At 36.0% G+C, this 24,375-nt stretch carries 21 protein-coding genes and 1 tRNA gene; 11 read left to right on the top strand and 11 right to left on the bottom strand.

The features are described 5' to 3' along the window. Positions 1 to 3 precede the first annotated feature (3 nt). A complete protein-coding gene (locus tag KO02_RS18865; protein WP_038700822.1) occupies positions 4 to 984 on the bottom strand; it encodes a c-type cytochrome in 981 nt (326 codons plus the stop codon). A gap of 79 nt (positions 985 to 1,063) precedes the next feature. Next, complete coding sequence (locus KO02_RS18860; protein ID WP_038700820.1) at positions 1,064 to 1,969, bottom strand: LysR substrate-binding domain-containing protein; 906 nt, start codon at positions 1,967 to 1,969, stop codon at positions 1,064 to 1,066. 330 nt (positions 1,970 to 2,299) lie between these two features. On the opposite strand from KO02_RS18860, the gene KO02_RS18855 reads away from it, so the two are divergent. Then, positions 2,300 to 2,665 (top strand): BlaI/MecI/CopY family transcriptional regulator, encoded by a 366-nt coding sequence (locus tag KO02_RS18855; protein WP_038700818.1) that lies wholly within the window; start codon positions 2,300 to 2,302, stop codon positions 2,663 to 2,665. A gap of 2 nt (positions 2,666 to 2,667) precedes the next feature. Continuing rightward, positions 2,668 to 4,575, top strand: a complete 1,908-nt coding sequence (locus KO02_RS18850) for a M56 family metallopeptidase (protein ID WP_038700816.1) — start codon at positions 2,668 to 2,670, stop codon at positions 4,573 to 4,575. 55 nt (positions 4,576 to 4,630) lie between these two features. On the opposite strand, the gene pth is transcribed toward KO02_RS18850, so the two are convergent. The 8 genes from pth to KO02_RS18805 all read right to left on the bottom strand — a co-directional run bounded on the left by pth (position 4,631) and on the right by KO02_RS18805 (position 11,250). Then, a complete protein-coding gene (gene pth / locus KO02_RS18845; RefSeq protein ID WP_038700814.1) occupies positions 4,631 to 5,194 on the bottom strand; it encodes an aminoacyl-tRNA hydrolase in 564 nt (187 codons plus the stop codon). A gap of 97 nt (positions 5,195 to 5,291) precedes the next feature. After that, complete coding sequence (gene pstB, locus KO02_RS18840) at positions 5,292 to 6,038, bottom strand: phosphate ABC transporter ATP-binding protein PstB (protein ID WP_038700812.1); 747 nt, start codon at positions 6,036 to 6,038, stop codon at positions 5,292 to 5,294. After that, entirely contained in the window at positions 6,028 to 6,885 is an 858-nt protein-coding gene (gene pstA / locus KO02_RS18835) for a phosphate ABC transporter permease PstA (protein WP_038700810.1), read from the bottom strand. Before pstA ends, pstB begins: the two co-directional genes overlap by 11 nt. After that, positions 6,875 to 7,765, bottom strand: coding sequence for a phosphate ABC transporter permease subunit PstC (gene pstC / locus KO02_RS18830; RefSeq protein ID WP_038700808.1), 891 nt, complete (start codon positions 7,763 to 7,765; stop codon positions 6,875 to 6,877). The genes pstA and pstC overlap by 11 nt, the downstream gene beginning before the upstream one ends. An 8-nt stretch (positions 7,766 to 7,773) precedes the next feature. Continuing rightward, positions 7,774 to 8,628, bottom strand: a complete 855-nt coding sequence (locus KO02_RS18825; RefSeq protein ID WP_038700806.1) for a PstS family phosphate ABC transporter substrate-binding protein — start codon at positions 8,626 to 8,628, stop codon at positions 7,774 to 7,776. Between the two features lie 180 nt (positions 8,629 to 8,808). Continuing rightward, positions 8,809 to 9,405, bottom strand: coding sequence for a 50S ribosomal protein L25/general stress protein Ctc (locus tag KO02_RS18820; protein ID WP_038700804.1), 597 nt, complete (start codon positions 9,403 to 9,405; stop codon positions 8,809 to 8,811). Positions 9,406 to 9,546: 141 nt separating this feature from the next. Further along, the gene (locus KO02_RS18815; protein WP_038700802.1) at positions 9,547 to 10,503 is read right to left on the bottom strand and encodes a ribose-phosphate pyrophosphokinase; all 957 of its coding nucleotides are present in this window, start codon (positions 10,501 to 10,503) and stop codon (positions 9,547 to 9,549) included. A 676-nt stretch (positions 10,504 to 11,179) separates the two neighbouring features. After that, a tRNA-Gln gene (locus KO02_RS18805) sits at positions 11,180 to 11,250 on the bottom strand. A 290-nt stretch (positions 11,251 to 11,540) separates the two neighbouring features. On the opposite strand from KO02_RS18805, the gene KO02_RS18800 reads away from it, so the two are divergent. The 7 genes from KO02_RS18800 to KO02_RS18770 all read left to right on the top strand — a co-directional run bounded on the left by KO02_RS18800 (position 11,541) and on the right by KO02_RS18770 (position 22,776). Further along, positions 11,541 to 14,552: a DUF2723 domain-containing protein gene (locus tag KO02_RS18800; protein WP_038700800.1), complete on the top strand. Its 3,012-nt coding sequence runs from the start codon at positions 11,541 to 11,543 to the stop codon at positions 14,550 to 14,552. A 291-nt stretch (positions 14,553 to 14,843) separates the two neighbouring features. Further along, positions 14,844 to 16,580 (top strand): GMC oxidoreductase, encoded by a 1,737-nt coding sequence (locus tag KO02_RS18795; protein ID WP_038700798.1) that lies wholly within the window; start codon positions 14,844 to 14,846, stop codon positions 16,578 to 16,580. Between the two features lie 5 nt (positions 16,581 to 16,585). Beyond that, the gene (locus KO02_RS18790; RefSeq protein ID WP_038700796.1) at positions 16,586 to 17,218 is read left to right on the top strand and encodes a gluconate 2-dehydrogenase subunit 3 family protein; all 633 of its coding nucleotides are present in this window, start codon (positions 16,586 to 16,588) and stop codon (positions 17,216 to 17,218) included. A gap of 229 nt (positions 17,219 to 17,447) precedes the next feature. Beyond that, entirely contained in the window at positions 17,448 to 17,888 is a 441-nt protein-coding gene (locus KO02_RS18785) for a carboxymuconolactone decarboxylase family protein (protein ID WP_038700794.1), read from the top strand. Positions 17,889 to 18,115: 227 nt separating this feature from the next. Beyond that, complete coding sequence (locus KO02_RS18780; protein ID WP_038700792.1) at positions 18,116 to 19,507, top strand: APC family permease; 1,392 nt, start codon at positions 18,116 to 18,118, stop codon at positions 19,505 to 19,507. A gap of 392 nt (positions 19,508 to 19,899) precedes the next feature. Further along, on the top strand, positions 19,900 to 21,168 hold the full coding sequence (locus KO02_RS18775; protein ID WP_038700790.1) for a tyrosine-type recombinase/integrase: 1,269 nt from the start codon (positions 19,900 to 19,902) through the stop codon (positions 21,166 to 21,168). 768 nt (positions 21,169 to 21,936) lie between these two features. Continuing rightward, entirely contained in the window at positions 21,937 to 22,776 is an 840-nt protein-coding gene (locus KO02_RS18770; RefSeq protein ID WP_038700787.1) for a hypothetical protein, read from the top strand. A 418-nt stretch (positions 22,777 to 23,194) separates the two neighbouring features. Here KO02_RS18770 and KO02_RS18765 read toward each other — a convergent pair whose 3' ends face one another. Beyond that, positions 23,195 to 23,479, bottom strand: coding sequence for a hypothetical protein (locus KO02_RS18765; RefSeq protein ID WP_038700785.1), 285 nt, complete (start codon positions 23,477 to 23,479; stop codon positions 23,195 to 23,197). A 101-nt stretch (positions 23,480 to 23,580) separates the two neighbouring features. Here KO02_RS18765 and KO02_RS18760 point away from each other — a divergent pair, with 101 nt between their 5' ends. Further along, positions 23,581 to 23,805: a helix-turn-helix domain-containing protein gene (locus tag KO02_RS18760; RefSeq protein WP_038700783.1), complete on the top strand. Its 225-nt coding sequence runs from the start codon at positions 23,581 to 23,583 to the stop codon at positions 23,803 to 23,805. Positions 23,806 to 23,849: 44 nt separating this feature from the next. Continuing rightward, positions 23,850 to 24,356: a hypothetical protein gene (locus KO02_RS18755; protein WP_038700781.1), complete on the top strand. Its 507-nt coding sequence runs from the start codon at positions 23,850 to 23,852 to the stop codon at positions 24,354 to 24,356. Positions 24,357 to 24,375: the final 19 nt, after the last annotated feature.

The raw sequence follows: 24,375 nt of genomic DNA, 5'->3' as shown, positions 1-24,375 counted from the left end.
TTTTTAAAAATTAAAAGGTCCATATTTATGTTGAATAGCACTTATCTCATCGTTGTAGGGAGGATAAGGCGAGTCTTTTGGTTTTTTTGCAAGATTAGGATAGTCCAATTCTTTATTCGCTTTTATTGGTCTTGAAAACGAATTGATATAAGCTGCCACATCATAGGCTTGATCATCGGTTAAGATCGGATTGTCGTGACTGGCACCCAAGGGCATATTCCCTTTGATAAATTTCATCGCTGTTAATAATCGAGCCATACCAGCCCCGTCATTATACGAATCATTTCCCCATAAAGGTGGATATTGATAACCTTTGCTGTTGGCAAGTTTTACGCCCTCACCATTTTCCCCATGGCAGCTCTGACATTGTTGTTGAAAAACTACTGCACCATTTTTTTGGTCGGCAGCGCGCTCTGGAACAGTTACTTTCACGAACCCCTGTCCCTCGATGCGTTTACCATTAGGTGTATTTTTACTAATATGTTTCACATAGGTAATGATTGCGCGCATCTCTTTACTATTCACGTCGATGGCTTTGCCATTCATACTGCGTTCAAAACAACCGTTGATCCGCTCTTCTAGAGACTCCACTTTGTCTTCTCTGCCGATGTATATTGGAAAAACTCCGGTAAGACCGACATAAGGTGCTGCAAATGATTTAGTACCACCATTGAGATGACAGTTCGTACAGGCCAAGTGGTTCCCAATTTTAACACCATCTTTTTCATAAAAATAATTATAGGTCTCTTTGATCAGTTTTTCACCATAAAGAGCAAGTTGGTCTTCGGCATTATCTTCGTATGGAACTTCTTTTAATTGATCCACATGATTGATTATGTCGCCGTTTTCTATCGTACTACTTCCTGTTTTATGAGGTAAAGCATTTGTCATATAGGTAGACAAAATAATTAAACATAACAAGATTGAGGTAATGACAATAATCGTATTGCTACTTCTGCTAATTTTTTTTATTTCTTCTTCCATTCATATTAGGTTTTAAACAAATGTAGCTGATTAAAAATTGCGATGATAAGTCGAAATTATTATCTGTCATAACGAATGGTTATGAGTATATTTTTGCTTTATGCATTTGTATAAAGTTCATAAACTTGAGTGGTAAACCTGCCAAACCTCCTACTAAGTGGGTGATGTAAAAATAGCGCTCCATATTAAAATTTTCAAACTCTATGATCTTGAGTTCTCCAGTTTTGAGTTCTTCTTGAATGGCATGAATGGATAGAAAGGCCGCAGCATTACAGTATTTCAGGTATTGTTTAATACTTTCTGAGGAAGACAAGGTAATTACGGTATGGAGGTGCTGAATCGAGATTCCCGCCTCTTTTAATTTGGTATCAATGATATCGCGTGTGCCCGAGCCAGCTTCCCTGAAAACGAGGGATAATTTATAGATATCATGGAGCATGTGTACTTCTTTACTGCATAAGGGATTCGAATTTCTTGTGACTAGCACGATTTCATCTTTGATATATGGGGTGAATTTCAGGGATCTATTATCCGGAAATCCCTCCGTAATGCCAAGATGTATTTCATTTTTAATAAGTAACTGTTCTACTCGTTTGGAGTTGGCCTGTGTTACTTTTATTTCATTTTCAGGATATTGGAGATTAAATTCAACCAGCATCCTAGGAATGACATATTGCGAAATCGTCGTACTTATCCCTAAAGATAAGTTGCCATTTTGCTTACCCATGATTTCGTTGATTTCATACGTAGCTTGATTGTATTGTTCTAGAATAACCTGCGCATGTTGGTAGAGAATTTTTCCTGCGGGTGTAAGCGCTAAACGATTTCCTAATCTTTCGAATAAGGGTGTACCGATTGTGTTTTCAATTTCTTGAATATTTTTACTTACTGCAGGTTGAGAGATAAACAGTTCTGATGCCGCTTTCGTAAAGTTGAGCGTGTTGGCTGCAACATAAAAAACTTTTAACCTAAAATCGAAATCCATAATAGAAGTACCCTAATGCGTTATTGAAATATGTATTTTTCAAATCTATAAAAAATTGAACGTGCATTTATGGATTAACAAAATTGTCACAATAGCAATAACTAGAAAATGGCTTTGACCATAGTGATGCAACTAAAAAATGATATGCCTGGAAACAATATTTAGATAAAAAAGGAAGAAATGATATGGAAATTTGACTGGAAGATATACTTTCTATTTTGATTCAAAATAGAAAGTTGAGCATTACTTTTTTGAAAAATAAAATAATTTCAATGATTTATTACGAATATTTCGTAGGTTTGTTTAAAATTAGTAGTTTAATAATCAGGTATGGAAAAGTTAACAGCACAAGAAGAGCAAGCGATGCAAGCCATTTGGAATCTTAAGGCATGTTTCGTGAAAGAGATTTTGGATAATATCAAAGGGGAGAAGATGCCTTATACTACATTAGCTTCAACGGTTAAAAATCTGGAGAAAAAGGGGTTTGTAAAATCTGTCAAGTATGCGAATGCTAATCGTTATGAGCCATTGATCTCTGAGGAAGATTACAAGGAAAAATTTATGCATTCCTTTGTGGGTGATTATTTTAAAAATTCCTATAAGGAAATGGTTTCCTTCTTTGTAAAGGAAGAAAAGCTATCGGCATCAGAATTGGAGGAAATCGTCCAAATGATTAAAGACAACAAAAGTAAATAACTATGGAAAACATCCTAAATTATGCTATCCAAATTAATGTATTGCTAAGTATCGTCTACTTAGGTTATATTTTTTTACTTAAAGACCTGACATTTTATAAGCTTAACCGCATGTATTTTCTAGCAGGCATTCTATTTTCATTCGCATATCCATTTTTGGATATACGATCATGGTTCAGTAAACCTATTCCATCCGTTGGGGAGATCGCGATGGACTGGTCTCTGTACCTTGGTGATGAAACGGAGCAATCCAGTTATACGCTGAACAATTTATTGATTATCATTCTGATAATGGGGGTAGCTATGCTCGCTTTCCGATTTGTGGTTCAGATGGTTAGCTTATTGCGTATCCATATTTACTCAGAACCTGCACAATGGCAGACCTATCTTTTTAGGAATGTTTTTGTACCCATTGTGCCTTTTTCATTTTTGAATAAAATATACGTCAACCGTGATCATCACGCGGAACCCGAGCTACTGGATATTTTCAAGCACGAAGATATTCATGTCAAGGGGTTACATTCCATTGATATTTTGATCAGTGAATTTACGTTAATATGCAGTTGGTTCAATCCTTTAGTATGGTTGATGCGTAAAGCCATACGTGAAAACCTAGAATTTTTGACAGACCAGCAAGTAATCAGTAATGGTGTTGATAAGCAAACTTATCAATATAGCTTATTACACGTCAATCAACATGCTGGTGCCGTAACATTGGGGAATCAATTTAGTTTTAAAACACTTAAAAGAAGGATTATGATGATGAATAAGAAACAATCGGCTAAAATACAAATAGGCAAATATGCATTTATGTTACCTGTATTGGTATTAACTGCTGGAGCTTTTACTTTAAATAGTGCAGAAGCTAAAATTACGCAGGTGATAGATGCTGCCAAGGATATAAGTTTGGAACCCATTGTATCAGCAGTTCAATCTGCAGATTCACTTGTTCAAATAACGCAAGATACATTAAAAGGTCGAGTAGCTGGTGTAGCAGTTGTTGATAATTCTATTGTCGTCGTTGGAACAAAATCTGATACCAGTCGTATTGCTGTTCCTAGTAATGAAGATCCTGAGATAGTGAAAATAAGGAATGCTACTTTAAATAGTAATGTGTATTACGTAGTAGATGGCCAGAAAGTGAGTGCAGATGATTTCGCGAATTTAGACCCAAACGATATAGAATCAATGTCTGTTCTTAAAGGGAATAGTGCTGTTTCGAAATATGGGGTAAAAGCGATAGATGGTGCTATTGAAATCACAACTAAATCCGGAGCGAAATCTAATGCTGGGAAATCAAATGGAGATGACAACAGTTACAAACATACGCCTAAAGGCTTCATTAATGCTAAAGGAAATAAAATTGGCTTAATCCTTTTGGAAGGAAAAGAAGTAGCTATGGATGAAGTGAATAAGGTGCCTGAAGATAAGTTAAGTGTAAAGGCACTCTATACCGGTGAAAAGGCTATTCAACTTTATGGTAAAAAAGGAAAGAATGGCGTTGTAGAACTTAGAGATAGAAGGTTTACGATTGCTGTACAAGATACTTCCAAGTCGATTAAAGTTGTTAAATCTGATAAACCGGATCCATTATTTGTTTTGGACGGAAAAATATATAATGCAAAGATGAAAGATATCAAGGCTGAGGATATTGCCGCGATTGAAATAATCAAAGATGCTTCTGCTCAAGAATTGTATGGAGACCGCGCGGTTAATGGTGTGATTATAATAACTTCTAAAGCTTCTAAAAACGCGATGCCGGATATTCCAAAAACAATTAAAAAAACAATTAATAGTGAAATATCCAAAGAAAGGCAACGACAGGATTCCATTGTTGAATCAAAAGCGACCAAACTTCAGGAAGTTACTATAATAGGCTATAAAAAAGAAGAGAATAAGCCTGATAAATAGGTTTGCTATGATAGTCAGTAAATAAACAAAGCCGTTAAATTTAACGGCTTTGTTTTTATTTTGTATTCAGATTCGTCATGGTCAGTTCGATGCCGATATTGATGAAACTATTGATCATCTTTACAGCATGATCAATGAGTTGCGGTAATTCTTTTTGCTCTTCAGCATCAAATGGGCCCAATACATAATCTATCTGTCTCCCTTTAGGGTAATTGTCGCCAATACCAAAACGAAGACGAGGGTATGCTTGCCCACCGCATAAAGATTCGATAGATTTCAAACCATTATGGCCTGCTGCAGAACCCTTCGGTTTGATACGCAATGAGCCAAAAGGAATGGCTAAGTCATCGACAATAACCAAGGTGTTTTCGATAGGCACCTTCAGTAGTTGCATGTAATAATTCATCGCTTTACCACTCAGATTCATATAAGTAGTTGGCTTGATGACGTAGACATTATGTCCTCTTTGCTTATATTCGGAATATGCTGCAAGTTTTAAGGTCGAAAAAGAAGCATTTGCCTCCTTCACAAGCTGATCTGCAACCATGAAACCAATATTATGTCGTGTGTCGGCATATTCACGTCCGATATTGCCTAATCCTACGATAAGATAATTCATTGTTTAGTACTTTGCAGGCAAAAGTAAGGAAACCTTTTCATATACAATAAGATTTCCGATCTCCTAATACGCAAAATAATAGGATAGGAAATATAGCCTATCCGAAATGTCCGTTAATATAGTTTTTGGTAATCTCATGTTGCGGATTGTTGAAGATTTCAGAGGTAGGACCTTCTTCCTTGACTTCACCTAAATACAAGAATATCGTCTTGTCAGCCACACGCTGTGCCTGTTGCATATTGTGTGTGACGATTACGATGGTGTATTGCTCTTTCAATTTATGGATCAATTCCTCGATTTTCAACGTACTCACAGGGTCTAATGCCGAGCATGGCTCATCCATTAAGATAACATCAGGACGAAGCGCAACGGCACGCGCGATACATAAGCGCTGTTGCTGACCGCCAGATAAACGAGTCGCAGGTTTTTTTAAATCATCTTTCACCTCATCCCAGAGATACACTTCTTCCAGAGCTTTTTGAATGACAGCTGGACTTGCATCCAAATTGTTCAGCTTTAATCCATAAGCGATATTCTCTTGTATACTTTTAGGGAAAGGGTTTGCCTTTTGAAAAACCATACCGATCCGTTTACGGATATCCGTAACTGATGTGCCTTTTTCATAGATATTCTGACCATCGATACTGACCATTCCTTCAATCCTAGCATCAGGAACGAGGTCGTGCATGCGATTAAAGGATCGAAGTAAGGTGCTTTTTCCACATCCTGAAGGACCGATTAAAGCGGTTACTTGTTTCTCTGGAAACTCAATATCAATTCCTTTTAAAACATGTTTGGAACCAAACCAGATATTAAGATCTTTGGTATATAAATTATTGGTCATTTTTTCTGTATTTATAACGAATGTAAAATGCGGTTAAGTTCATTAAGAAAACCACGATAATAAGGACAAGTGCAGTTCCGTAGGCTAATGGTCGCACCTCTTCAATAGATTGATGTTGCGTAGATAGCATATAGAGGTGATACGGTAACGCCATAAATTCTTGACTGGTATTGACCGATACATCTGTGATATAAAATGCAACACCAGTAAATAAAATAGGAGCTGTTTCTCCCGCTGCACGGGATAATGTCAAGACCACTCCCGTTAATATTCCGGGCAATGAAGCCGGAAGAACAACGTCTTTGATCGACTCAAACTTTGTGGCACCAACTGCCAGTGCAGCCTCTCGCATACTGGCAGGGATGCGCAATAGCGCTTCTTCTGTTGTGGTGATGATGTAAGGCAATGAGAGTAAGCCTAATGTCAAGCCCGCCGATATCAACGAGGTTCCAAAATGCAGGCCCTGCACAAATAATGCTAATCCAAATAGACCATAAATAATGGATGGAACACCCGAGAGATTACGGATGGATGCTCTGATGGTACGCGTTAGCCATGTGTTTTTAGCATACTCATTTAAGTAGATCGCGCAACATACGCCAAATGGGATAGCAAAAAGAGCGGTTATCATCGTTAAGATAACAGTTCCGATGATAGGGGATAGCACCCCACCTTTGGTCATGCCATCTGTCGGCAGCTCACTAATGAAAGACCAAGAAAGCGCTGACCAACCTTTTGAAATGATTTCATACAAGATGACAATTAAGAAAAAGCATACCAATCCTGTAGAAAGGAGAAGAGAACCCCACTCAATAATGGGAGTTAGTTTTTTTAAATTAAGCCGCATGATATTTTCTAAAACGATTAATAAAGTATTCACCTACTAAATTGGCGATCAGTGTCATAAAGAATAAGACGATTGCAATTGCAAAGAGGGCAAAGTAATGTGTAGTTTGAAAAGGTACTTCCCCCATTTCGATGGCGATTGTCGCTGTAATGGTCTTGACTGAATCAAAAAAGTCTTGTGGAAAGAGTGCCGCATTACCTGTTGCCATTAAAACAGTCATGGTTTCGCCAATGGCTCTACCAAGTCCCAACATCACAGCAGCAATGATACCTGGTGCCGCAGCAGGAATGGTTATTTTTATCAATGTCACCCATTTACTTGCACCTAATGCATAGCTACCTTCACGATAGGTTTTAGGGATCGCATGTATCGCATCCTCAGATATGGTAATGATAGTGGGTAGTGCCATGATGGCCAGAAGTAAAGAGCCATTTAAGGCATTTAGTCCATTCGGCAGGTCTGTGAGTGATGCAATCTTAGGTCCTACCAATACGATTCCTAAGAAACCGATGACAACAGATGGTATCGCTGCCAGCATCTCGATTAATGGTTTTAATATGTTTTTAACTCTTGGACTCGCATATTCTGAAATGTAGGCTGCAGTACCTATGCCTAAAGGAATAGCGATTACCATAGCACCAAAGGCAACGATGGTGGTACTCACGATCAGTGGTAATATACCATAAGTGGGAGTAGCAGCTGTTGGGTTCCATTCTCGACCTGTCAAGAAGTCCAATGGCTTTACTTCTAGAAAGAAGGAGATGGCATTGTATAGTAACATACCGAAGATTCCACCTAGAAGTGCCAACACAAGATATCCTGTCAATTTGAAGGTGTGTTGTGCAACACGGTCAATTAAAATTCTATTTTTATACTTCATAACCTCTATTAATCAATAACATAATACCCAGACCTTTCAATCAGTGCCTTTCCCCCGACTCCCTTTTCGAATGAAATAAAGGGTTCAACTTTTTTCCACGATGATTCTGGAATAAATTGGAATAATGGACGCTGGAAATAGTAACGATTTTCACGAATTGCTTCTTGATCCAAGGGAGAAACTGCCGTATTCGTTTTATCGATGATCTTTAATACCTTAATACCTTGTTGGACATTTGTATTTTGAGAAATGTAACCTGCACCAACATAACCAATACCAGATTTATCCAGTTTCACACTTTCTAATATCTGAGAGTTTCCTGTCATTTCTTTGGCAGCTTGACTGAAACTGATCTTTAATTTTTTCTTGACAAACGAGTAGGTTCCAGAGCTACTCTGTCTGCCGTAAATGGTGATCGGCAGTGTGCTGTTTGATAATTTATTCCAGCTGTTTTGAGTACCGTCTAGGATTTCCGCGAGATTTTTTAAATCGATCGAGTCTAAGGGATTCTCCTTATTCACTACAAATGCTGTCGCATCTTCAGCAAACACAACAGTCCTTAAAGAAATATTCTTTTCTTTAAATAGTTCGATTTCATCTTCAGTGAGTGGTCGTGAAGAGTTGGCAATATCAGCTTGGCCATTCAGCAATGCTGTTATACCGAGACCCGATCCGCCGCCAGAGATGGCGATACTGAAATCAGCGTTCTCCTTAGAGAACTCTTCCGCTAAATTGACCGCTAAATTCACCTCGGTATCTGAACCTTTCATCTTGATTGCATGATCAGCATCTGAACAACTTTGAATCAATAGAAGGATGGGGAATAAGAATATCTGACGATATCCAAAAATGTGTTTTTTCATTACTTTTATAAAACAAGGCATTGCCTGAAGTTGTTTTCAAAATTAACGATACACTGTTAATTCGTAATGAAGCCAATGTTAAGAAGGTGTTAAGAATTAATTTCCTAAAGTTCTCTTAACAAAAAAAGGCATCGAATATCTCGATGCCTCTTATAAGTTGTTAGAAAATATCTCGAAAGATTATTTTTTACCAGGTTTAACTGCTTTTGCAGCTTCTGTTTCTGCTTGACGTAAAGCACGTGACATGATAACAGATACGATAGTATCGTCAGTGTTGTTTAATACTTTAGCGTTTTCTAAAACTACTTGAGCTACGCGGAATGATTTACCAACTTCCAAAGATTCCATAGGAACTTCAATTTCTTGAGGTAAGTTTGCAGGTAAAGCTTTAACACGTAATTTACGTAATTTTTGAACTAATTTACCCCCTAATTTAACACCTGGAGAAGTTCCAGTTAATGTTACAGGAATATTTAATGTAACTTCTTTCTCGTCATTCAACTCTAAAAAGTCGATATGCGTAATTAAGTCAGTTAATGGGTGGAATTGAGCGTCTTGAACGATAGCTTTTACAGTTTTTCCATCAATGTTTAATTCTACGAATACAACCTCTGGAGTGTAAAGAACTGGTTTCAAATCAGCTGCGGATACCGAAAGGTGAGTTTGTGTAGCACCACCATAAAGAACTGCAGGAATGTTACCTTCGTAACGCAATTCTTTCGCATCTCTTTTCCCTACGTTCTGTCTTACAGAACCGCTAATAGCAATTGATTTCATGTTTAATTTAATTAAAATTTAAGGTGCAAAGGTATGTATTTTTATTTATAATAATATCTTGAGAGCGCTATTATTATAAATAAAAAAAACCTTTCTCAGTGAAGAGAAAGGTTTTGCTATGTCATGGTTTTTAATGACTGATTAATCAATACTGAATAAATCAGAAATCGAACCGTGTTGGTTAACGTTTTTAATAGCTTTACCAAATAATTCTGCAGTCGACAATACTCTAATTTTAGTAGACTGTTTCATTTTTTCAGTATCCAATTGAATGGTGTCTGTAACGATCATCTCCGACAATACAGAGTTCTCAATTGTTTCATATGCCTTACCTGATAATACAGCATGTGTACATACTGCTCTAACAGATTTTGCACCGCTTTCCATAATCAAGGCCGCAGCTTTTGATAAAGTACCAGCAGTATCACAGATGTCATCGATCAAAACAACGTCTTGACCAGTTACATCACCGATGATAGACATAGATTCGATTTCGTTTGCACGTTTACGACGTTTATCACAGATAATAACTTCTGCATTGAAGAATTTTGCAAATGTACGTGCGCGGTAAGAACCACCCATGTCTGGAGATGCAATCGTCAAGTTTGGAAGATTTAATGATTTGATGTAAGGTACGAAGATGATAGAACCATCTAAGTGATCAACTGGGATGTCAAAGAAACCTTGGATTTGTGCAGCGTGTAAATCCATCGTCATGATGCGGTGTGCACCAGCAGCTGTAATTAAATTCGCAATCATTTTAGCACCAATAGCCACACGTGGTTTGTCTTTACGATCCTGACGAGCAAAACCGAAATAAGGAACCACTGCAGTAATGTAATGTGCAGAAGCACGCTTTGCAGCATCAATCATCAACAGTAATTCAAATAGATTGTCTGTTGGTTGATTCGTAGATTGAACGATAAATACATCGCTTCCACGAACTGACTCATTGTAAAATGGCTGGATCTCTCCATCGCTAAAACGAGATAATGTTTTATCTCCAAGAGGTTTCCCATAGGAAGTAGCGATTTTTTCTGCTAATTCTGTAGTGCCAGAACCTGCGAATAATTTAACCGTGTTGAATTGCAAAGGCATGGTTTTTTATTTTTGATATAGTGGATTAGAATAGAATTTTCTGTTTGTGTGTTGCCAATTACTTTCTAATGACTTAAAAAAAAAGGATTGCTTTTTATAACAATCCATTTCTTTCTTTTTAAAGTTGCTCGACCTGGATTCGAACCAAGACAAACAGTACCAAAAACTGTCGTACTACCCTTATACTATCGAGCAATCTATCTTAATAACTTGGAGTGATATATCATTCCTTATCGTTGCGATGCTGCAAAGGTAGGCAAATGTTTTTAATTTCAAAATTTGAATGTTAAAATATTTTAAATATTTTTAAATCGCCCTCATTATGAGGAGAAAAAGATAAAGCGATTTTTTTAGGTACCAGTTGGTGTTCATAAAGTAGGTGGCGATAGCATAAATAAGGAAAGTATTTCCTGACAAAAAGATGCTGCGTATAGTATTTATCTGCTATCTATATTATGTAGCTTGGCTTTTATATCCTGCTAGTCCTAGGCAGATGATTCATGGAGTTCTGTTAGGTGCTGCTTTAGAAATACGGTTGAAACCTGAGCGATGGATAAAAACGGATTTGAAGAAGCGTAGTTGAATGGTGCTGCGAATGATCAGACTTCAAATGTATATATGGAGTGAAATAGCGTAAAACGAAAAAAGGCTTACCGAAGTAAGCCTTTTTAAAATGTTGCCCGACCAGGGATCGAACCTAGACAAACAGTACCAAAAACTGTCGTACTACCTTTATACTATCGGGCAAACACGATCAATTGTGTAACACTATGGAAGCGTGTTGGTCACTTTTGATGATGCAAATATACGTTGCTTTTTCAATTCTGCAAATAAAAAATGCATGATAAATGCCTTTTAATTGATTCTCAGGCTAATAATTTTTAAAAACATTTTTAAGCATACTTAAAAATGTGAAAATCGGCTCAAGAGACAGAAGCAAATCGGAGTTTTTATAGGAGAAAAAAATATAATTTAGTCGTTTCTTATTAAATATCCTTATTTTCGGAACGTATTATAATCTTTATACAGTATAATTTATGAACTATACTAAAATTAACAATGTTTTAGGGTGGACTTGTGCTATCATTGCTACAGTCACTTATATGTTAACGGCCGAAAGGTCAACGAGTTGGTGGGATTGCGGCGAGTTTATCGCCTCCGCATACAAAATGCAAGTTGTTCACCAGCCAGGTGCTCCTTTATTTTTGATGATCCAAAATCTATTCTCCAACCTCGCAGGAGGAGAGGTCACACGTATCGCTTTTTGGATGAATGTGGGATCTGGAGTATGTAGCGGTATCACCATTCTGTTTTTATTTTGGACCATCACAGCGCTAGCGCGAAAAGTGGTCACAAAATCTGCAGATGGTCAATACGCAACTGCAGATCTGATAAAAATATTTGGTTCTGGATTAGTAGGTGCATTGGCTTATGCGTTCTCAGATACCTTTTGGTTCTCCGCTGTGGAGTCTGAAGTATATGCCATGTCGTCACTATGTACAGCTGTTGTATTCTGGGGAATCTTAAAATGGGAAAACCATGCAGATGAGCCCGGAGCTGACCGCTGGTTGATTTTCATCGCCTATGTGATGGGACTGTCGATTGGTGTTCACCTTTTGAACTTATTGGTCATCCCAGCTATCGCAATAGTGATCTACTTTAAAAGAGCAAAAATAATCACAAACAAAGGAGCGATACAAGCATTCCTATTAGGTGTTGTGGTATTGGCCGTTATTTTATGGGGTATCATTCAGTATTCTGTGAAATTTGCAGCTTACTTCGATTTATTCTTCGTCAATACATTAGGATTAGGATTTGGCACCGGATTCACATTCTTTGTGATTTTGTTAGTTGCCTTATTGGCTTACGGAATCTGGTATTCTGTCCAAAAAGTAAAACCTATTCTAAATATTGTATTGCTTAGTGCTTCTTTTATTATTTTTGGATACAGTTCTTTTGCGATGATCATGATTCGTGCAAAAGCCAACCCAACCCTAAATAATAGCGATCCTGAAAATGCATTTACGTTCTTAAGTTATTTAGGACGCGAGCAGTATGCGAGCGAGCCGCTGTTTAAAGGACCTAATTTTGATTCCAAGATTACAGGAATGGAACCAACTTATTCGTATCGAAAAGATAAAGATAAGTATACAAAAATACAGACAGGTTCTACGTATACCTATGATAAAGAGGTATTGTTCCCACGCGTATATAGTAACCGTGATGGTCACCCTGGCTATTATCAAGATTACTTGAATCTCGGAGAGGGACAATCACCGACTTTTGGAGATAACTTGAAGTTCTTTTTGAATTATCAAATTGGACATATGTATGGCCGCTACTTCTTATGGAATTTTGCTGGTCGTCAAAATGATCAACAAGGTCATGGGACCTTTACAGAAGGGAATTGGATATCAGGGATTAAACCAATAGATCAAATGCTAGTAGGTGGGCAGAATGCTCTTCCTGATTCTTTGAATACAGATCCTTCCAATAATAAATATTTCTTTTTACCCTTAATCATTGGATTGATTGGTGCATTCTGGCATTTTGGAAAAAGACAAAAAGATGCAGGGGTAGTTGGATTGTTATTCTTTTTCACTGGTCTAGCAATTGTGCTTTATTTAAATCAAAGTCCGTTGCAACCTCGTGAGCGTGATTACGCATATGCGGGTTCGTTCTATGCATTTGCGATATGGATTGGCCTAGGGGTATTTGCAATAGCCGAATTCCTAGGGAAGAAAATGAATCCGAAAACTGCTGCTGGGTTAACAACAGTAGTCTGTTTACTGGCCGCGCCTGTGTTGCTGGCAAAAGAAAACTGGGATGATCATGATCGTTCGCATAAGTTGACAGCAAGAGATTTGGCTAGGGATTATTTAGAATCTTGTGCTCCAAACGCCATCTTGTTCACTTATGGTGATAACGATACGTACCCACTATGGTATGTGCAGGAAGTAGAAGGTGTACGACCAGATATCCGTGTGGTAAACTTAAGTTTATTAAGTGCCGATTGGTATATGGCACAAATGCAACATAAGGTAAATGATGCAGATGCATTGCCAATTGATATTGATAAAGAGAAATTTAAGAAAGGGATACGCGATGTGATGTATTATCAGGATCTACAAGTTCCGGGATATGTTGATCTGGATCTAGTCTTACAAATCATGCTTTCTGACGACCCTAAAAATAAAGCGCAATTAACGTCTGGTGAGTTTGAAAACTTCTTACCAACGAAAAATTTAGCTTTACCTATCGATCGAAATGCGGTTATTCAAAATAAAGTGGTACCAAAAGAATGGGAAAATGCAATCGTAGATACCTTGACTTGGACGTATAATAAAAACTATGTAACACGTGCCGAATTATCGATCTTATCAGTTTTAGCGAATAATAATTGGAAAAGACCTATTTATTTTGCAGCTACTGTACCTACTGAAAATTATTTGGGATTGGATAAGTATTTAGTGCAAGAGGGTTTTGCTTATCGCTTGATGCCGATACATGTGGAGCAGGAAAACGAAGGAGTTCTTGTCAATACTGATGCGGCTTTTACAGATATTACTAAAAAATACGCATGGGGTAATATGGCTACTTCGCCTTATTTAGATCCAGAATCTTACCGTATGTTGAGCCTTATTACGAATAGAGTAATGGGCAGTACAGCTACGCAATTGCTAGAAGAAGGGAAAGAGAAAGAAGCTAAAGAAATAGCGGTATTGACCTATGAGAAATTGCCGAAGCGCGTTTTCATCATGAATGAAACATTAAGTTACATGCCGATCATTAATGTCTTGTACAGTGTCGGTGAGAACCAGAAGGCAAATGATATTGTCAACCGTAATCTGGTATTCTTGAAACAGAATATAGCCTATTACCAAGATATTGCAAGAACGAAACCTGAATTTGAATACGGTAATATCAAAACCGCATTTCGAGTTTTAGCTATCTACAAGAGCATCTTGTCTCAAACTAAAGAGACTAAATTATTGCAGGAAGTGGAACAGCTTGAGAAAACTTACAAGGAGCAGTATCATGTAGAATAGCTTTAAAAAAACGAGAAAGAGGCTTGCAAAATTTTGTAAGCCTCTTTTTTATACTCTTTTTTTAAGGAGGCTTTTAGAGTATTGGCGTCACTATACCCTAAAAGCCTCCTTAATTGTAAAGGCTTGTTTACAAAGAGCTAAATCGATAAAATTGTTTTGAAATTTCAAGTATTTTAGATAATTTGTCCTTTCATTCAACAAGGAATTATAACCAAACAATTTTGAAGCTTAGGATGGTCCTGCTGTAGCTATTGATAGGATGTATCGCTTTGAGAATATTAAAAGTTAATTATGGTAAATTATCAAATAAAGGAGAGTTCAGAAGTTTACGATGCTATTGTCGTTGGATCAGGAGCTGGTGGAGGAATGGCAGGATATATCCTAGCACATGCAGGCCTAAAGGTGCTGATGTTGGAGGCTGGACCTTTCTTCGACCCCGCAAAAGATTCGCTACAATTACGCTGGCCTTGGGAATCTCCCCGCCGTGGTGCTTCGACTACCCGTCCGTTCGGCGATTTTGACGCTGCATTTGGTGGCTGGCAGTTAGAAGGTGAACCTTATACAAAAGTAGCAGGTACCGACTTTGAGTGGTTCCGGGCACGGATGTTAGGGGGGCGAACCAATCACTGGGGCCGGATATCGTTAAGGATGGGACCCGATGATTTTAAACCCAAAGATGGCGTTACCGAAGAATGGCCAATTACTTATGATGAAGTCAAACCATTTTACGACCGTGTCGATCGTATGATTGGGATATACGGAACCGTAGAAGGTATCCATAATGAACCTGACGGTATCTTTATGAAACCACCAAAACCAAGATTGAATGAGTTGTATATCGCAAAAGGAGCCAAAAAAGCAGGTGTACCTGTTATTCCAGGTCGTGGAGCAGTATTGACGGAAGTTTCTAAAGAAATAAAAGGTAGAGGCACTTGTTTTTACTGTGGTCAATGTGGACGTGCGTGTAAAGTGTATGGCGATTTTTCGTCCTCTTCTTGTTTGGTCATCCCAGCGATAAATACGGGTAACCTAAAGGTTATTGATAATGCCATGGTACGTGAAGTACTGACAAATGATGAAGGGATTGCCATTGGCGTATCTTATGTGGATACGAAAGATATGCAAGAATACTCCGTAAAAGGTAAAACGGTAATTTTAGGAGCTAGTGCATGTGAAAGTGCACGTATTATGCTGAACTCTAAATCTAAGGCGCATCCAGGTGGTGTGGGAAACAGCAGTGGAGTTGTCGGAAAATACCTGCACGACTCTACAGGTGCTAGTCTTTCTGGTTTTTTACCGCAATTGTTAGATCGTAAACGTTATAATGAAGATGGGGTAGGAAGCGTACATATCTATTCACCATGGTGGGAAGATAATAAGAAACTGAATTTCCCTCGCGGCTACCATATCGAATACGGTGGAGGTCTCCATATGCCTTCTTACGGGTTTTTAAATTGGGTGCCTAGTGTGAATAATAATGCTAAAGGAACCGATGGTAAACAAAAAGCGTTAGGTGGATATGGAGAATCGTTAAAGCAAGATTATAATAGCTTCTACGGTGCCAATGTGGGTATGGCAGGAAGAGGAACTGCATTAGCTAGAATTGATAATTATTGTGAAATCGACCCTAATCAAGTCGATAAGTTTGGGATTCCAGTATTGCGTTTCCATTATAAATGGGCAAATGAGGAAATCGCTCAAGCAAAACATATGCAGGAAACTTTTCAATCAGTCATGTACGAAATGGGTGCGGTGGTTACTTCAACCATTCCTGGTGCAGATACACTTTACGGTTTAGAAGCACCTGGAAAAATCATCCATGAAGGTGGGACTACCCGAATGGGGAATGATCCGAAAACTTCTGCTTTGAATAAATGGGGACAGGCGCATGACTGTAAAAATCTTTATGTAGTAGATGCAGGACCGTTTGTTCAACAAGGGGATAAAAATTTAACATGGACAATTTTAGCCCTATCCATGCGAACTGCAGAATATATATTACAAGAAAAGAAAAACTTAAATAGCTAGGACTCATGAATAGAAGAGAATCACTAAAAGCATTAGGTCTGATTGCTGCAGGAACTGGACTTTTGGCCACCTCCTGTAAAAATGATAATACAAAAACGAGTGCTGTAGATACAGCAGATAAGCTTCCAGGGGTACAGGATTTTGAATATGAACGTACAAAAGCTTTGCAAGAAGAAAAGTTTTTTAATGAACATGAGTTTGCAACCATCACATTATTAGCGGATATCATTATCCCTAAAGATGCATCTTCTGGAAGTGCTTCGGATGCAGGTGTACCAGATTTTATCGAGTTTATCGTCAAAGATCTACCCGATAATAAAATACCGATGCGTGGAGGATTAAAATGGTTGGACGTACAATGTCAAAAAAGATATGGCCAAGCTTTCGTGAATTGTAAGCAACAAGAGCAATTGGCTCTTGTGGATGATATTGCATACCCTGAATTAGCGAGACCCGAGATGCGACAAGGAGTCGCCTTCTTCTCGTTGATGCGTAACCTGACTTCTTCGGGATTTTACACCAGCGAAATCGGTGTGAAAGCCATAGGATTTAAGGGAAATACCCCCGGAGTCTGGACAGGAGTACCAGATGATGTTTTAATAGAACATGGGTTTGATCCCACCAAATTTTTTGGATAATAAAAATCGCCTTTCAGATTTAAAACTGAAAGGGGATTTTTATTATCCAGTATGCATGAGACTATTTATGTAAACAGTTGTTGTGTTTTTTTGTTTACCCTACATCGGTTTAGTTAACACTATCTGTATGTGCTTTTAACTACATACAGATGTAAGCACGCGACAATCCATTAAGTAACGGCTAGAATAGCTTTGAAGAGAGATAAATACAAACAATAATCATACATCCATGAAAAATAGAGTAAATATTCAAGAAATAACACCCAATGCCTACAAAGCAATGTTTTCGTTGGAAAGCTTCATTCAAAATTCACAACTGTCAAAAACTCACCTAGAACTCATTAAAATTCGTGCATCTCAATTGAATGGCTGTGCATTCTGTATCAATATGCATACTACAGAAGCCCTGAAGAATGGGGAAACAGCCCAACGTATATTTTTGCTAAATGCATGGAAGGAGTCCGAATTATTTACAGAAGAAGAGGAAGTGATTTTGGCAATGACGGAGGAGGTCACTTTTATTCATCAAAATGGACTCTCGGATTTAACCTATGAAAAAGCCAGTAAATTATTTGATGAAAATTATATCGCTCAAATAATTATGGCAATAGTCACCATTAATGCGTGGAATAGAATTTCCATTAGCACAAATAAAAAAATAGCTGAATAAGCAGTCTTTTTATATTAAAGCACCCTGACCTACGGGTTAGGGTGCTTTAATATATAATGAATGGAAGATCTACACTTTTGGATCATCATTGTAACCAACAGTTTGCCCACATACTGCTTGCAATAGAACAAGCTATCTGATCCGAGAAATAGCAGATTTTATTTTAGTCAACCCGCTGTTATTCAATAATATTTGTAAGTTTGTCAAAGGTAACCAGCCTAAAATATATGAATCGACAACTCAAACTTTGGGATGCCATTATGATTGTAATGGGGTCTATGATTGGAAGTGGAATTTTTATTGTTTCATCGGATATGATGCGACAGTTGGGCTCAGGATGGTGGATGATAATTGTATGGGTTATTACCGCAATCATGACAGTATCTGCCGCTATTTGTTACGGTGAATTATCCGCATTATTCCCAAAGGCAGGAGGTCAATATACTTACTTAACCGAAGTTTTTGGAAAAATGACAGGCTTCCTATATGGCTGGAGTCTTTTTACTGTGATCCAAACGGGAACTATAGCAGCAGTTGCGGTTGCATTTGGAAAGTTCACCGCATATTTGATTCCAGACTTAAATGATGCTGCTCCATTATATGAAAATGGCACATTTAAGATTACTTGGATACAAATACTGGCTATGGTCGTTATTCTACTCCTGACATTCATCAATACCAAGGGAGTTCGGAGCGGCAAGATCATTCAATCTTTTTTTACCTCATCAAAAATAATAGCACTGGTACTTTTGATAGTAGGGGGAGTGTTGATGATCAAAGAAAACCATTTTTCAGAAAACCTGAGTTATGACCTAGATTCCTTTCAAAACCTCAAAGGATTGGGATGGACCAACATCAATGATGGACTTCTCTTAGGGGGCATTGCAGCAGCGATGGTGGGTTCTGTTTTTAGTAGTGTTGCTTGGGAGAACGTGACATTCGTAGCTGGAGAAATCGAAAACCCAAAACGAAATGTCGTGCGCGCTATGGTGATCGGAACATCCTTGGTTATGGTATTGTATCTGCTTTGTAACTACGTGTATCTTGCTGCGCTAAGTAGGGACGAAATAGCATTTGCTGTAAATGATCGTGTAGCCGTAGCAACAGCACATAAAATACTGGGAGAAACCGGAACCATCATTATGGCAGTATTGGTTATGATATCAACCTTTGGCTGCGTGAATGGAATCGTACTTTCAGGTGCGCGTGTATTTCAGCGGATGGCTAAAGATGGTTTGTTTTTGAAGCAGGCTATCCCGAATAATAAACATGAAGTACCGGAACATTCCTTATGGCTACAAGGAGTCTGGGCTTCTTTACTGTGTTTGAGCGGTCAGTACGGTGACTTACTCGACATGATATCATTTGTAATCGTTCTTTTCTATATGATTACCGTATTTGCAGTCATCTGGCTACGGATTAAGCAACCGCAATTGGAACGCCCTTATAAAATACCGGGTTACCCCTTTGTACCGTTGATCTATTTGATCATTGGCGCAACTTTTTGTATTTTATTGATTATGTATAAACCACATTATACCTGGCCAGGATTTATTTTAATTGTATTAGGTCTTCCTGTGTATGCGTTGATTCATAAGCGAGTAGTGCCAAAGGGGTAATCATCTAATAGGCAGAAGAAGCAATTACAACGCTAATCTTGCCTCATGTTCATGTAGGAAATGCCCTATTTCTTATTGCCAATAAGGAATGCAGAATGACGACTTACTGCAGCAAGCCTTTATTTATTGTTTTTTTAATTTAAGAGTTGATCTTCACTGAACGATAATAAGTTCATCTTTTATTCGCATTTTTTCAAAAAAAGTAGTACGTTTGCTTAAACATTCCCTTAATGAAACAGTCGACTTCATTCAACTATTTTACCTACCTTTAAAACACTTTAAACGGTGTTTATGCCATTGTAGAAGTGCTAAAAACATACATTAAATAGAGGTTAGGTACACTTTTTGGTACACATGAAATTGAATGAAAATTAGTTGTTAAATGATTGGTAATGAGAGTTGAAAATATTGAAAATAAAATAGGTAAAGTCTTTATTAATAAAGAAAAAACTACGGGGATATGGAAAGTTTCTTTTAAGTACACCAATACAAAAGGTAAAATAAAACGATATTATGATTCCGAAGGGCTAAATGATAGTAAGTTTTTTCAATTAGATTTACAAGGTAAAAAGAAAGTTAATGCTACGGGTGTGGTGTTGAAAAATATAAAAGAAAGGGAAGCTTTAGCAAAAAGAAGAATTGAGTTAATCCAGCAAGATTTGACAACAGATATTTTTGATATTAATAAAGGTTGTTTTTTTGTGGGTGAGAAGGATAAGTCAATCATTGAATTAATGAGGGATTTTATCCAATTTAAAGAGAATGAGAATACAGTTAATGCAAAGTCAATCTTGCAATACACAAGTAAGGTTAATGGGTTTGAAAACTGGCTAGAATTAAATAATTTGGAAGGAATTGAACTAACAAAAGTGGATAAGTTTCATATTTCAGATTTTTATACATATTTATTCTCTACTACTGAAAATAAAAAACCATTTTCAAAAAAATACAGAGATGATTATAATAGGTTTTTTGTAGGCTTTTATAATCACCTTATTAACTTCAAAGATTTGGATATTATCAACCCTATGAAGACTTTTAAAAATATAGATGTAGGAAAAACACAGATACATAAAGCAACTAATGTCGAAGATTTAGAAGCATTAGTAAATGAATTAAAGGCATCAAATTATTATTTAGGTGTAATGTATCAATTTATCTTTTTCACTTTAAATCGGGTTGAAACTTTAGTGCAAATTAAAAGAGAATTTATTGATTTAGAGAGGAATTTAATCTATCTGCCTGCATCAATAATAAAAAATAATGAAGAGGTAACAATTACAATAGCACCGCATCTTAGACAAATATTAATAGATTATTTAGATTCAAATAATGTACTTCCAACAGATTTTCTATTTGGAAGAGTTGATGGTAAAATACAATTATTTGGTTCTGTACAAAGCAGGGCAAACACATTCAGTGCACTATTTTCCAACCTAAAAAAAACTAAATTAAAAGCTAATATACCTACGTTAATACATGCTAATACGACACTTTATAGTGCAAAGCATTCAGGTATTAAATTTTTGATGGACAATGGCTTTAGTGCAAATCAAATCATAAGTATCACAGGGCATAGGGATGTTAAACAGCTAGGTACGTATGCGAAAGACTACAAGGCAAAAAAAATAGAATTCCCTCCACTACCTGTATTTAAATAGTACGTCAATATGGTACGCCGATGTAAATTCCTAATCAATTTAAGCCCTTATATGGGCTTTTTTTAATTTATTTATATTGGTAATGAAATTGGTTAATTATATCACTACACAGCCTTATTTGTCTTAACTGGGTGTACTTTATTGACCCACCATGTTATATAATAAAATTCATCAGTTATATAATCATTAATGTGAAAAAGTATTATTAAAAACCTCGTAATAACCTCATTTTATTTCGAAATAACCTCAAATAATTTAGCTAATACATAGTGCTTGAACAGACGATTATTGTCATTTATTTGATAGTATCCGCTTATTTGATACTGTAAAGCGACTTGTTATTACTATATGAGCGGCTACATGTTTAAATTAGGCATTAAAAATTTTTTTGATTTTTTTTTCGTGCTTTTATTTTAAGTCTTATGATTTATTTAAAAATAATTCTAATTGATAATCAGTCGGTTACTTTTTATTTGATTTTTTATTAAAAAATAAACTACCAAAAAATAGCTTTATGAACTATTTATTGTCAAGGTTTAATACCTAAATAAATCGTTGGAGCTTAATGGATACCCAACAATTAGTTGTGTAAAAAAAGTGTCCACGATTTATTTTTTAATATATTTAAAATGAATGAATTAAGATTAAAATCAAGAGGTAGACCAAGGGTCAAAACCTTTGAGCAATTGAAAATAACGGAAAGCTTGTACAATAAATATTATTATCAAACTATAACTAAATTAAAGAGACAATTAAATAAAATAGATAATGGGAAGAAATAAGATGCCCGATGAACATAAGAATAATGTACGGAAGCAGTATGATGCCCATTATTATAATACTGTAAAAAAGATTAGTCGTCAAATTGCACGTATAACGCAAAGGTTGGAAAATGAATATGCGCTTCGTAAGCAAGATGAATTGAATTACAGGGATGAATACGTAAATTTCTTTGGACATTTTTTATTCTCACATTTTTGTGTTCTAAAGGAAGATATTTTAACCTCAAATTTGAACGATAACATCAATTCAGTAAATAGACAAATAAAAGAAATAAATAAGGGTTTAAGTGATGATTTTAAATTACCAATGCAACATTTAAAGTCTAGGTCACTTAAGAGTTTAGTTAGATATACCGAGAAATATTTTAAACATCTCTATAGCCAAAAAATAATTGATAGAGCAATATGGACTTATGAAGAGGATAAAAAAGGGAATTGGCATGTGCACGCATTAATTAATTTATATAATATTGATGTTTTTACCCATAGAATAAAGGAATTTTGGTTATTGAGTGATACGCCTTATTGTGAGCCTATTAAAACATTTCTAGGTTCTTTAATTTATATAACAAAACAATGGAACACATACAGTAGGAAACAAAAAGAAATAGATAAGTTGCAGTATTCCAATTGGATAGGTCTATTTAATAAGTTTGAAAATGATAATATATTAAATATTAATATAATAAATATGAATAAAAATACAGTAAATATGGATAAACTCGAAGCGTTTAAAATAAAATATAATTTGGTTGTAGTAATCGATAGCAAATTTATTTTTAATCAAAAACGTCTAAATGATAAGTACTTAGCAAAAGCTGTATAGCTTTAAAGCAGTATACTATCATTAATTTTAAATAACTGTTGTTCAGTTATTTTTGTAATAATTTTTTTTTATATAGAGCCCCTTATGTAGGGGCTTTTTTTTATTAGAGTTTTCCTGAGCCATGACAGCAAGGACAAGTTTTTGAGCCTGAGGCAGTGCAACTGGAGGTATGTTCCTCAGCTTTACAATCTCCTTGGTAATGGTTTATTGGGTCTTTACAGCCTAGTGTACTGTAAGTTGCAATTACTCCGCTACCTTCACAACGTTTACACACATTTGATGTTGCAGAAGTATTTTCGCTATTGTCAGATGCACCCGTGCATCCTATAAAAGTAATTGAGGTAAATGATAAGACAAGGGCTAAGATTAATGATTTCATAATTTTATATAAATTTAATAATTTAAAATATTAATATTCTTATTGACATTTTTCCAATATTAATGTGAATTTCGCCATCTCTTGTTTGGTTTGTTCGTAATCCATATCGCTAGCTATCTCATTGACTTTATCTAGATTGTCCATGTAAAGATTTTTACATTCCGCACCTTTTTTTAGTTTTTCATCGAAATTTTGAATTTTTCGGACAGTTTTATAACAATCACATACTTCTTTTGCTAATTCTTCTGTGGATTTGTTGAAAAAGAAATTTATTGTAAAGACGAGTAGACCGCCTACCAATATGATTTTAATAATATTTTTCATTTAAAATTGATTAACTGTGAGCAAAAGTAAATAAATATTTCTCAAAATACAACTAATCCGTTGTGTGTTTTGTCCTTTATAACTTCGTCATTTATCTGATTATGGATAAAGAATCAGTTCTTAAGAAAGTAGGTGTATTGATTAAAGAAATTAGGGTTGAAAAGGGCTTGTCTCAGCGAAAACTTGCACACCGAATAAATAAAGACCAGCAGTCTATCCAAAGACTTGAAGCTGGTAATATTAATCCATCAATTTTTTACCTATATGAAATTTCTAAAGGTCTAGAAATTAGCTTAAAAGATTTTTTAATAAGAATGGATTTTTGAGCTTTTTAAAATATTTAATCTTTTTTATAATAATAATTTAGTGCATGAAACAAGTTGTACATAATCTTTTAGCGCCAGCTAGTCATCTTTTTTTAATTTCTAAATATCTTCCTGAGTCGGAAATGCAGGTTTTAGCCTATAACCTAATCAATCAAGATTATTTAGAAATTTTTGAATATTTAGATTCTAAATTGAAAGAAATAATGTCTAAAGATATGATTTATAGAAATGAAGATGATTTATATCTATCTATTCTTATTAGTAATTTTAAAGAAAGTATACGAGAAATATACATAGATTATCAGCACCTAGAATATCATTTTGAAGAATCCAAATCTTTATCAATTTTTAAAATAGTTGAAAATACTTTAGCAAAATACAATATCACCAATTCCAATAGTATTGCTAAAGAAGTATATGAAGAGTTATTTATTAATAATTTGAAAAAAGATAAAGATAATGGTAGGGATAATGATAGAAAAATGCGAAATTTGAAAAAACTTAATCAGTACGCTAAAGCTACAGCTAAAGCGAAAAGTAAGGAGGGGTAGCCCTTAGGTACACATTTTG

This window comes from Sphingobacterium sp. ML3W, assembly GCF_000747525.1.
In the GTDB taxonomy this organism is placed as follows: Bacteria; Bacteroidota; Bacteroidia; order Sphingobacteriales; family Sphingobacteriaceae; genus Sphingobacterium.
This window is presented reverse-complemented; position numbering and strand designations above follow the sequence as displayed.

Excerpts from the sequence above, each read along its gene's own strand:
- pstC (WP_038700808.1), bottom strand. The coding sequence starts at position 7,765 with ATGAAGTATAAAAATAGAATTTTAATTGACCGTGTTGCACAACACACC.
- pth (WP_038700814.1), bottom strand. The coding sequence starts at position 5,194 with ATGAATTATCTTATCGTAGGATTAGGCAATATCGGACGTGAATATGCC.
- KO02_RS18860 (WP_038700820.1), bottom strand. The coding sequence starts at position 1,969 with ATGGATTTCGATTTTAGGTTAAAAGTTTTTTATGTTGCAGCCAACACG.
- KO02_RS18815 (WP_038700802.1), bottom strand. The coding sequence starts at position 10,503 with ATGCCTTTGCAATTCAACACGGTTAAATTATTCGCAGGTTCTGGCACT.
- KO02_RS18865 (WP_038700822.1), bottom strand. The coding sequence starts at position 984 with ATGGAAGAAGAAATAAAAAAAATTAGCAGAAGTAGCAATACGATTATT.
- KO02_RS18780 (WP_038700792.1), top strand. The coding sequence starts at position 18,116 with ATGAATCGACAACTCAAACTTTGGGATGCCATTATGATTGTAATGGGG.
- KO02_RS18820 (WP_038700804.1), bottom strand. The coding sequence starts at position 9,405 with ATGAAATCAATTGCTATTAGCGGTTCTGTAAGACAGAACGTAGGGAAA.
- KO02_RS18795 (WP_038700798.1), top strand. The coding sequence starts at position 14,844 with ATGGTAAATTATCAAATAAAGGAGAGTTCAGAAGTTTACGATGCTATT.
- KO02_RS18755 (WP_038700781.1), top strand. The coding sequence starts at position 23,850 with ATGAAACAAGTTGTACATAATCTTTTAGCGCCAGCTAGTCATCTTTTT.
- KO02_RS18790 (WP_038700796.1), top strand. The coding sequence starts at position 16,586 with ATGAATAGAAGAGAATCACTAAAAGCATTAGGTCTGATTGCTGCAGGA.
- KO02_RS18800 (WP_038700800.1), top strand. The coding sequence starts at position 11,541 with ATGAACTATACTAAAATTAACAATGTTTTAGGGTGGACTTGTGCTATC.
- KO02_RS18850 (WP_038700816.1), top strand. The coding sequence starts at position 2,668 with ATGGAAAACATCCTAAATTATGCTATCCAAATTAATGTATTGCTAAGT.
- KO02_RS18825 (WP_038700806.1), bottom strand. The coding sequence starts at position 8,628 with ATGAAAAAACACATTTTTGGATATCGTCAGATATTCTTATTCCCCATC.
- KO02_RS18760 (WP_038700783.1), top strand. The coding sequence starts at position 23,581 with ATGGATAAAGAATCAGTTCTTAAGAAAGTAGGTGTATTGATTAAAGAA.
- pstB (WP_038700812.1), bottom strand. The coding sequence starts at position 6,038 with ATGACCAATAATTTATATACCAAAGATCTTAATATCTGGTTTGGTTCC.
- pstA (WP_038700810.1), bottom strand. The coding sequence starts at position 6,885 with ATGCGGCTTAATTTAAAAAAACTAACTCCCATTATTGAGTGGGGTTCT.
- KO02_RS18785 (WP_038700794.1), top strand. The coding sequence starts at position 17,448 with ATGAAAAATAGAGTAAATATTCAAGAAATAACACCCAATGCCTACAAA.
- KO02_RS18855 (WP_038700818.1), top strand. The coding sequence starts at position 2,300 with ATGGAAAAGTTAACAGCACAAGAAGAGCAAGCGATGCAAGCCATTTGG.
- KO02_RS18775 (WP_038700790.1), top strand. The coding sequence starts at position 19,900 with ATGAGAGTTGAAAATATTGAAAATAAAATAGGTAAAGTCTTTATTAAT.
- KO02_RS18765 (WP_038700785.1), bottom strand. The coding sequence starts at position 23,479 with ATGAAAAATATTATTAAAATCATATTGGTAGGCGGTCTACTCGTCTTT.
- KO02_RS18770 (WP_038700787.1), top strand. The coding sequence starts at position 21,937 with ATGGGAAGAAATAAGATGCCCGATGAACATAAGAATAATGTACGGAAG.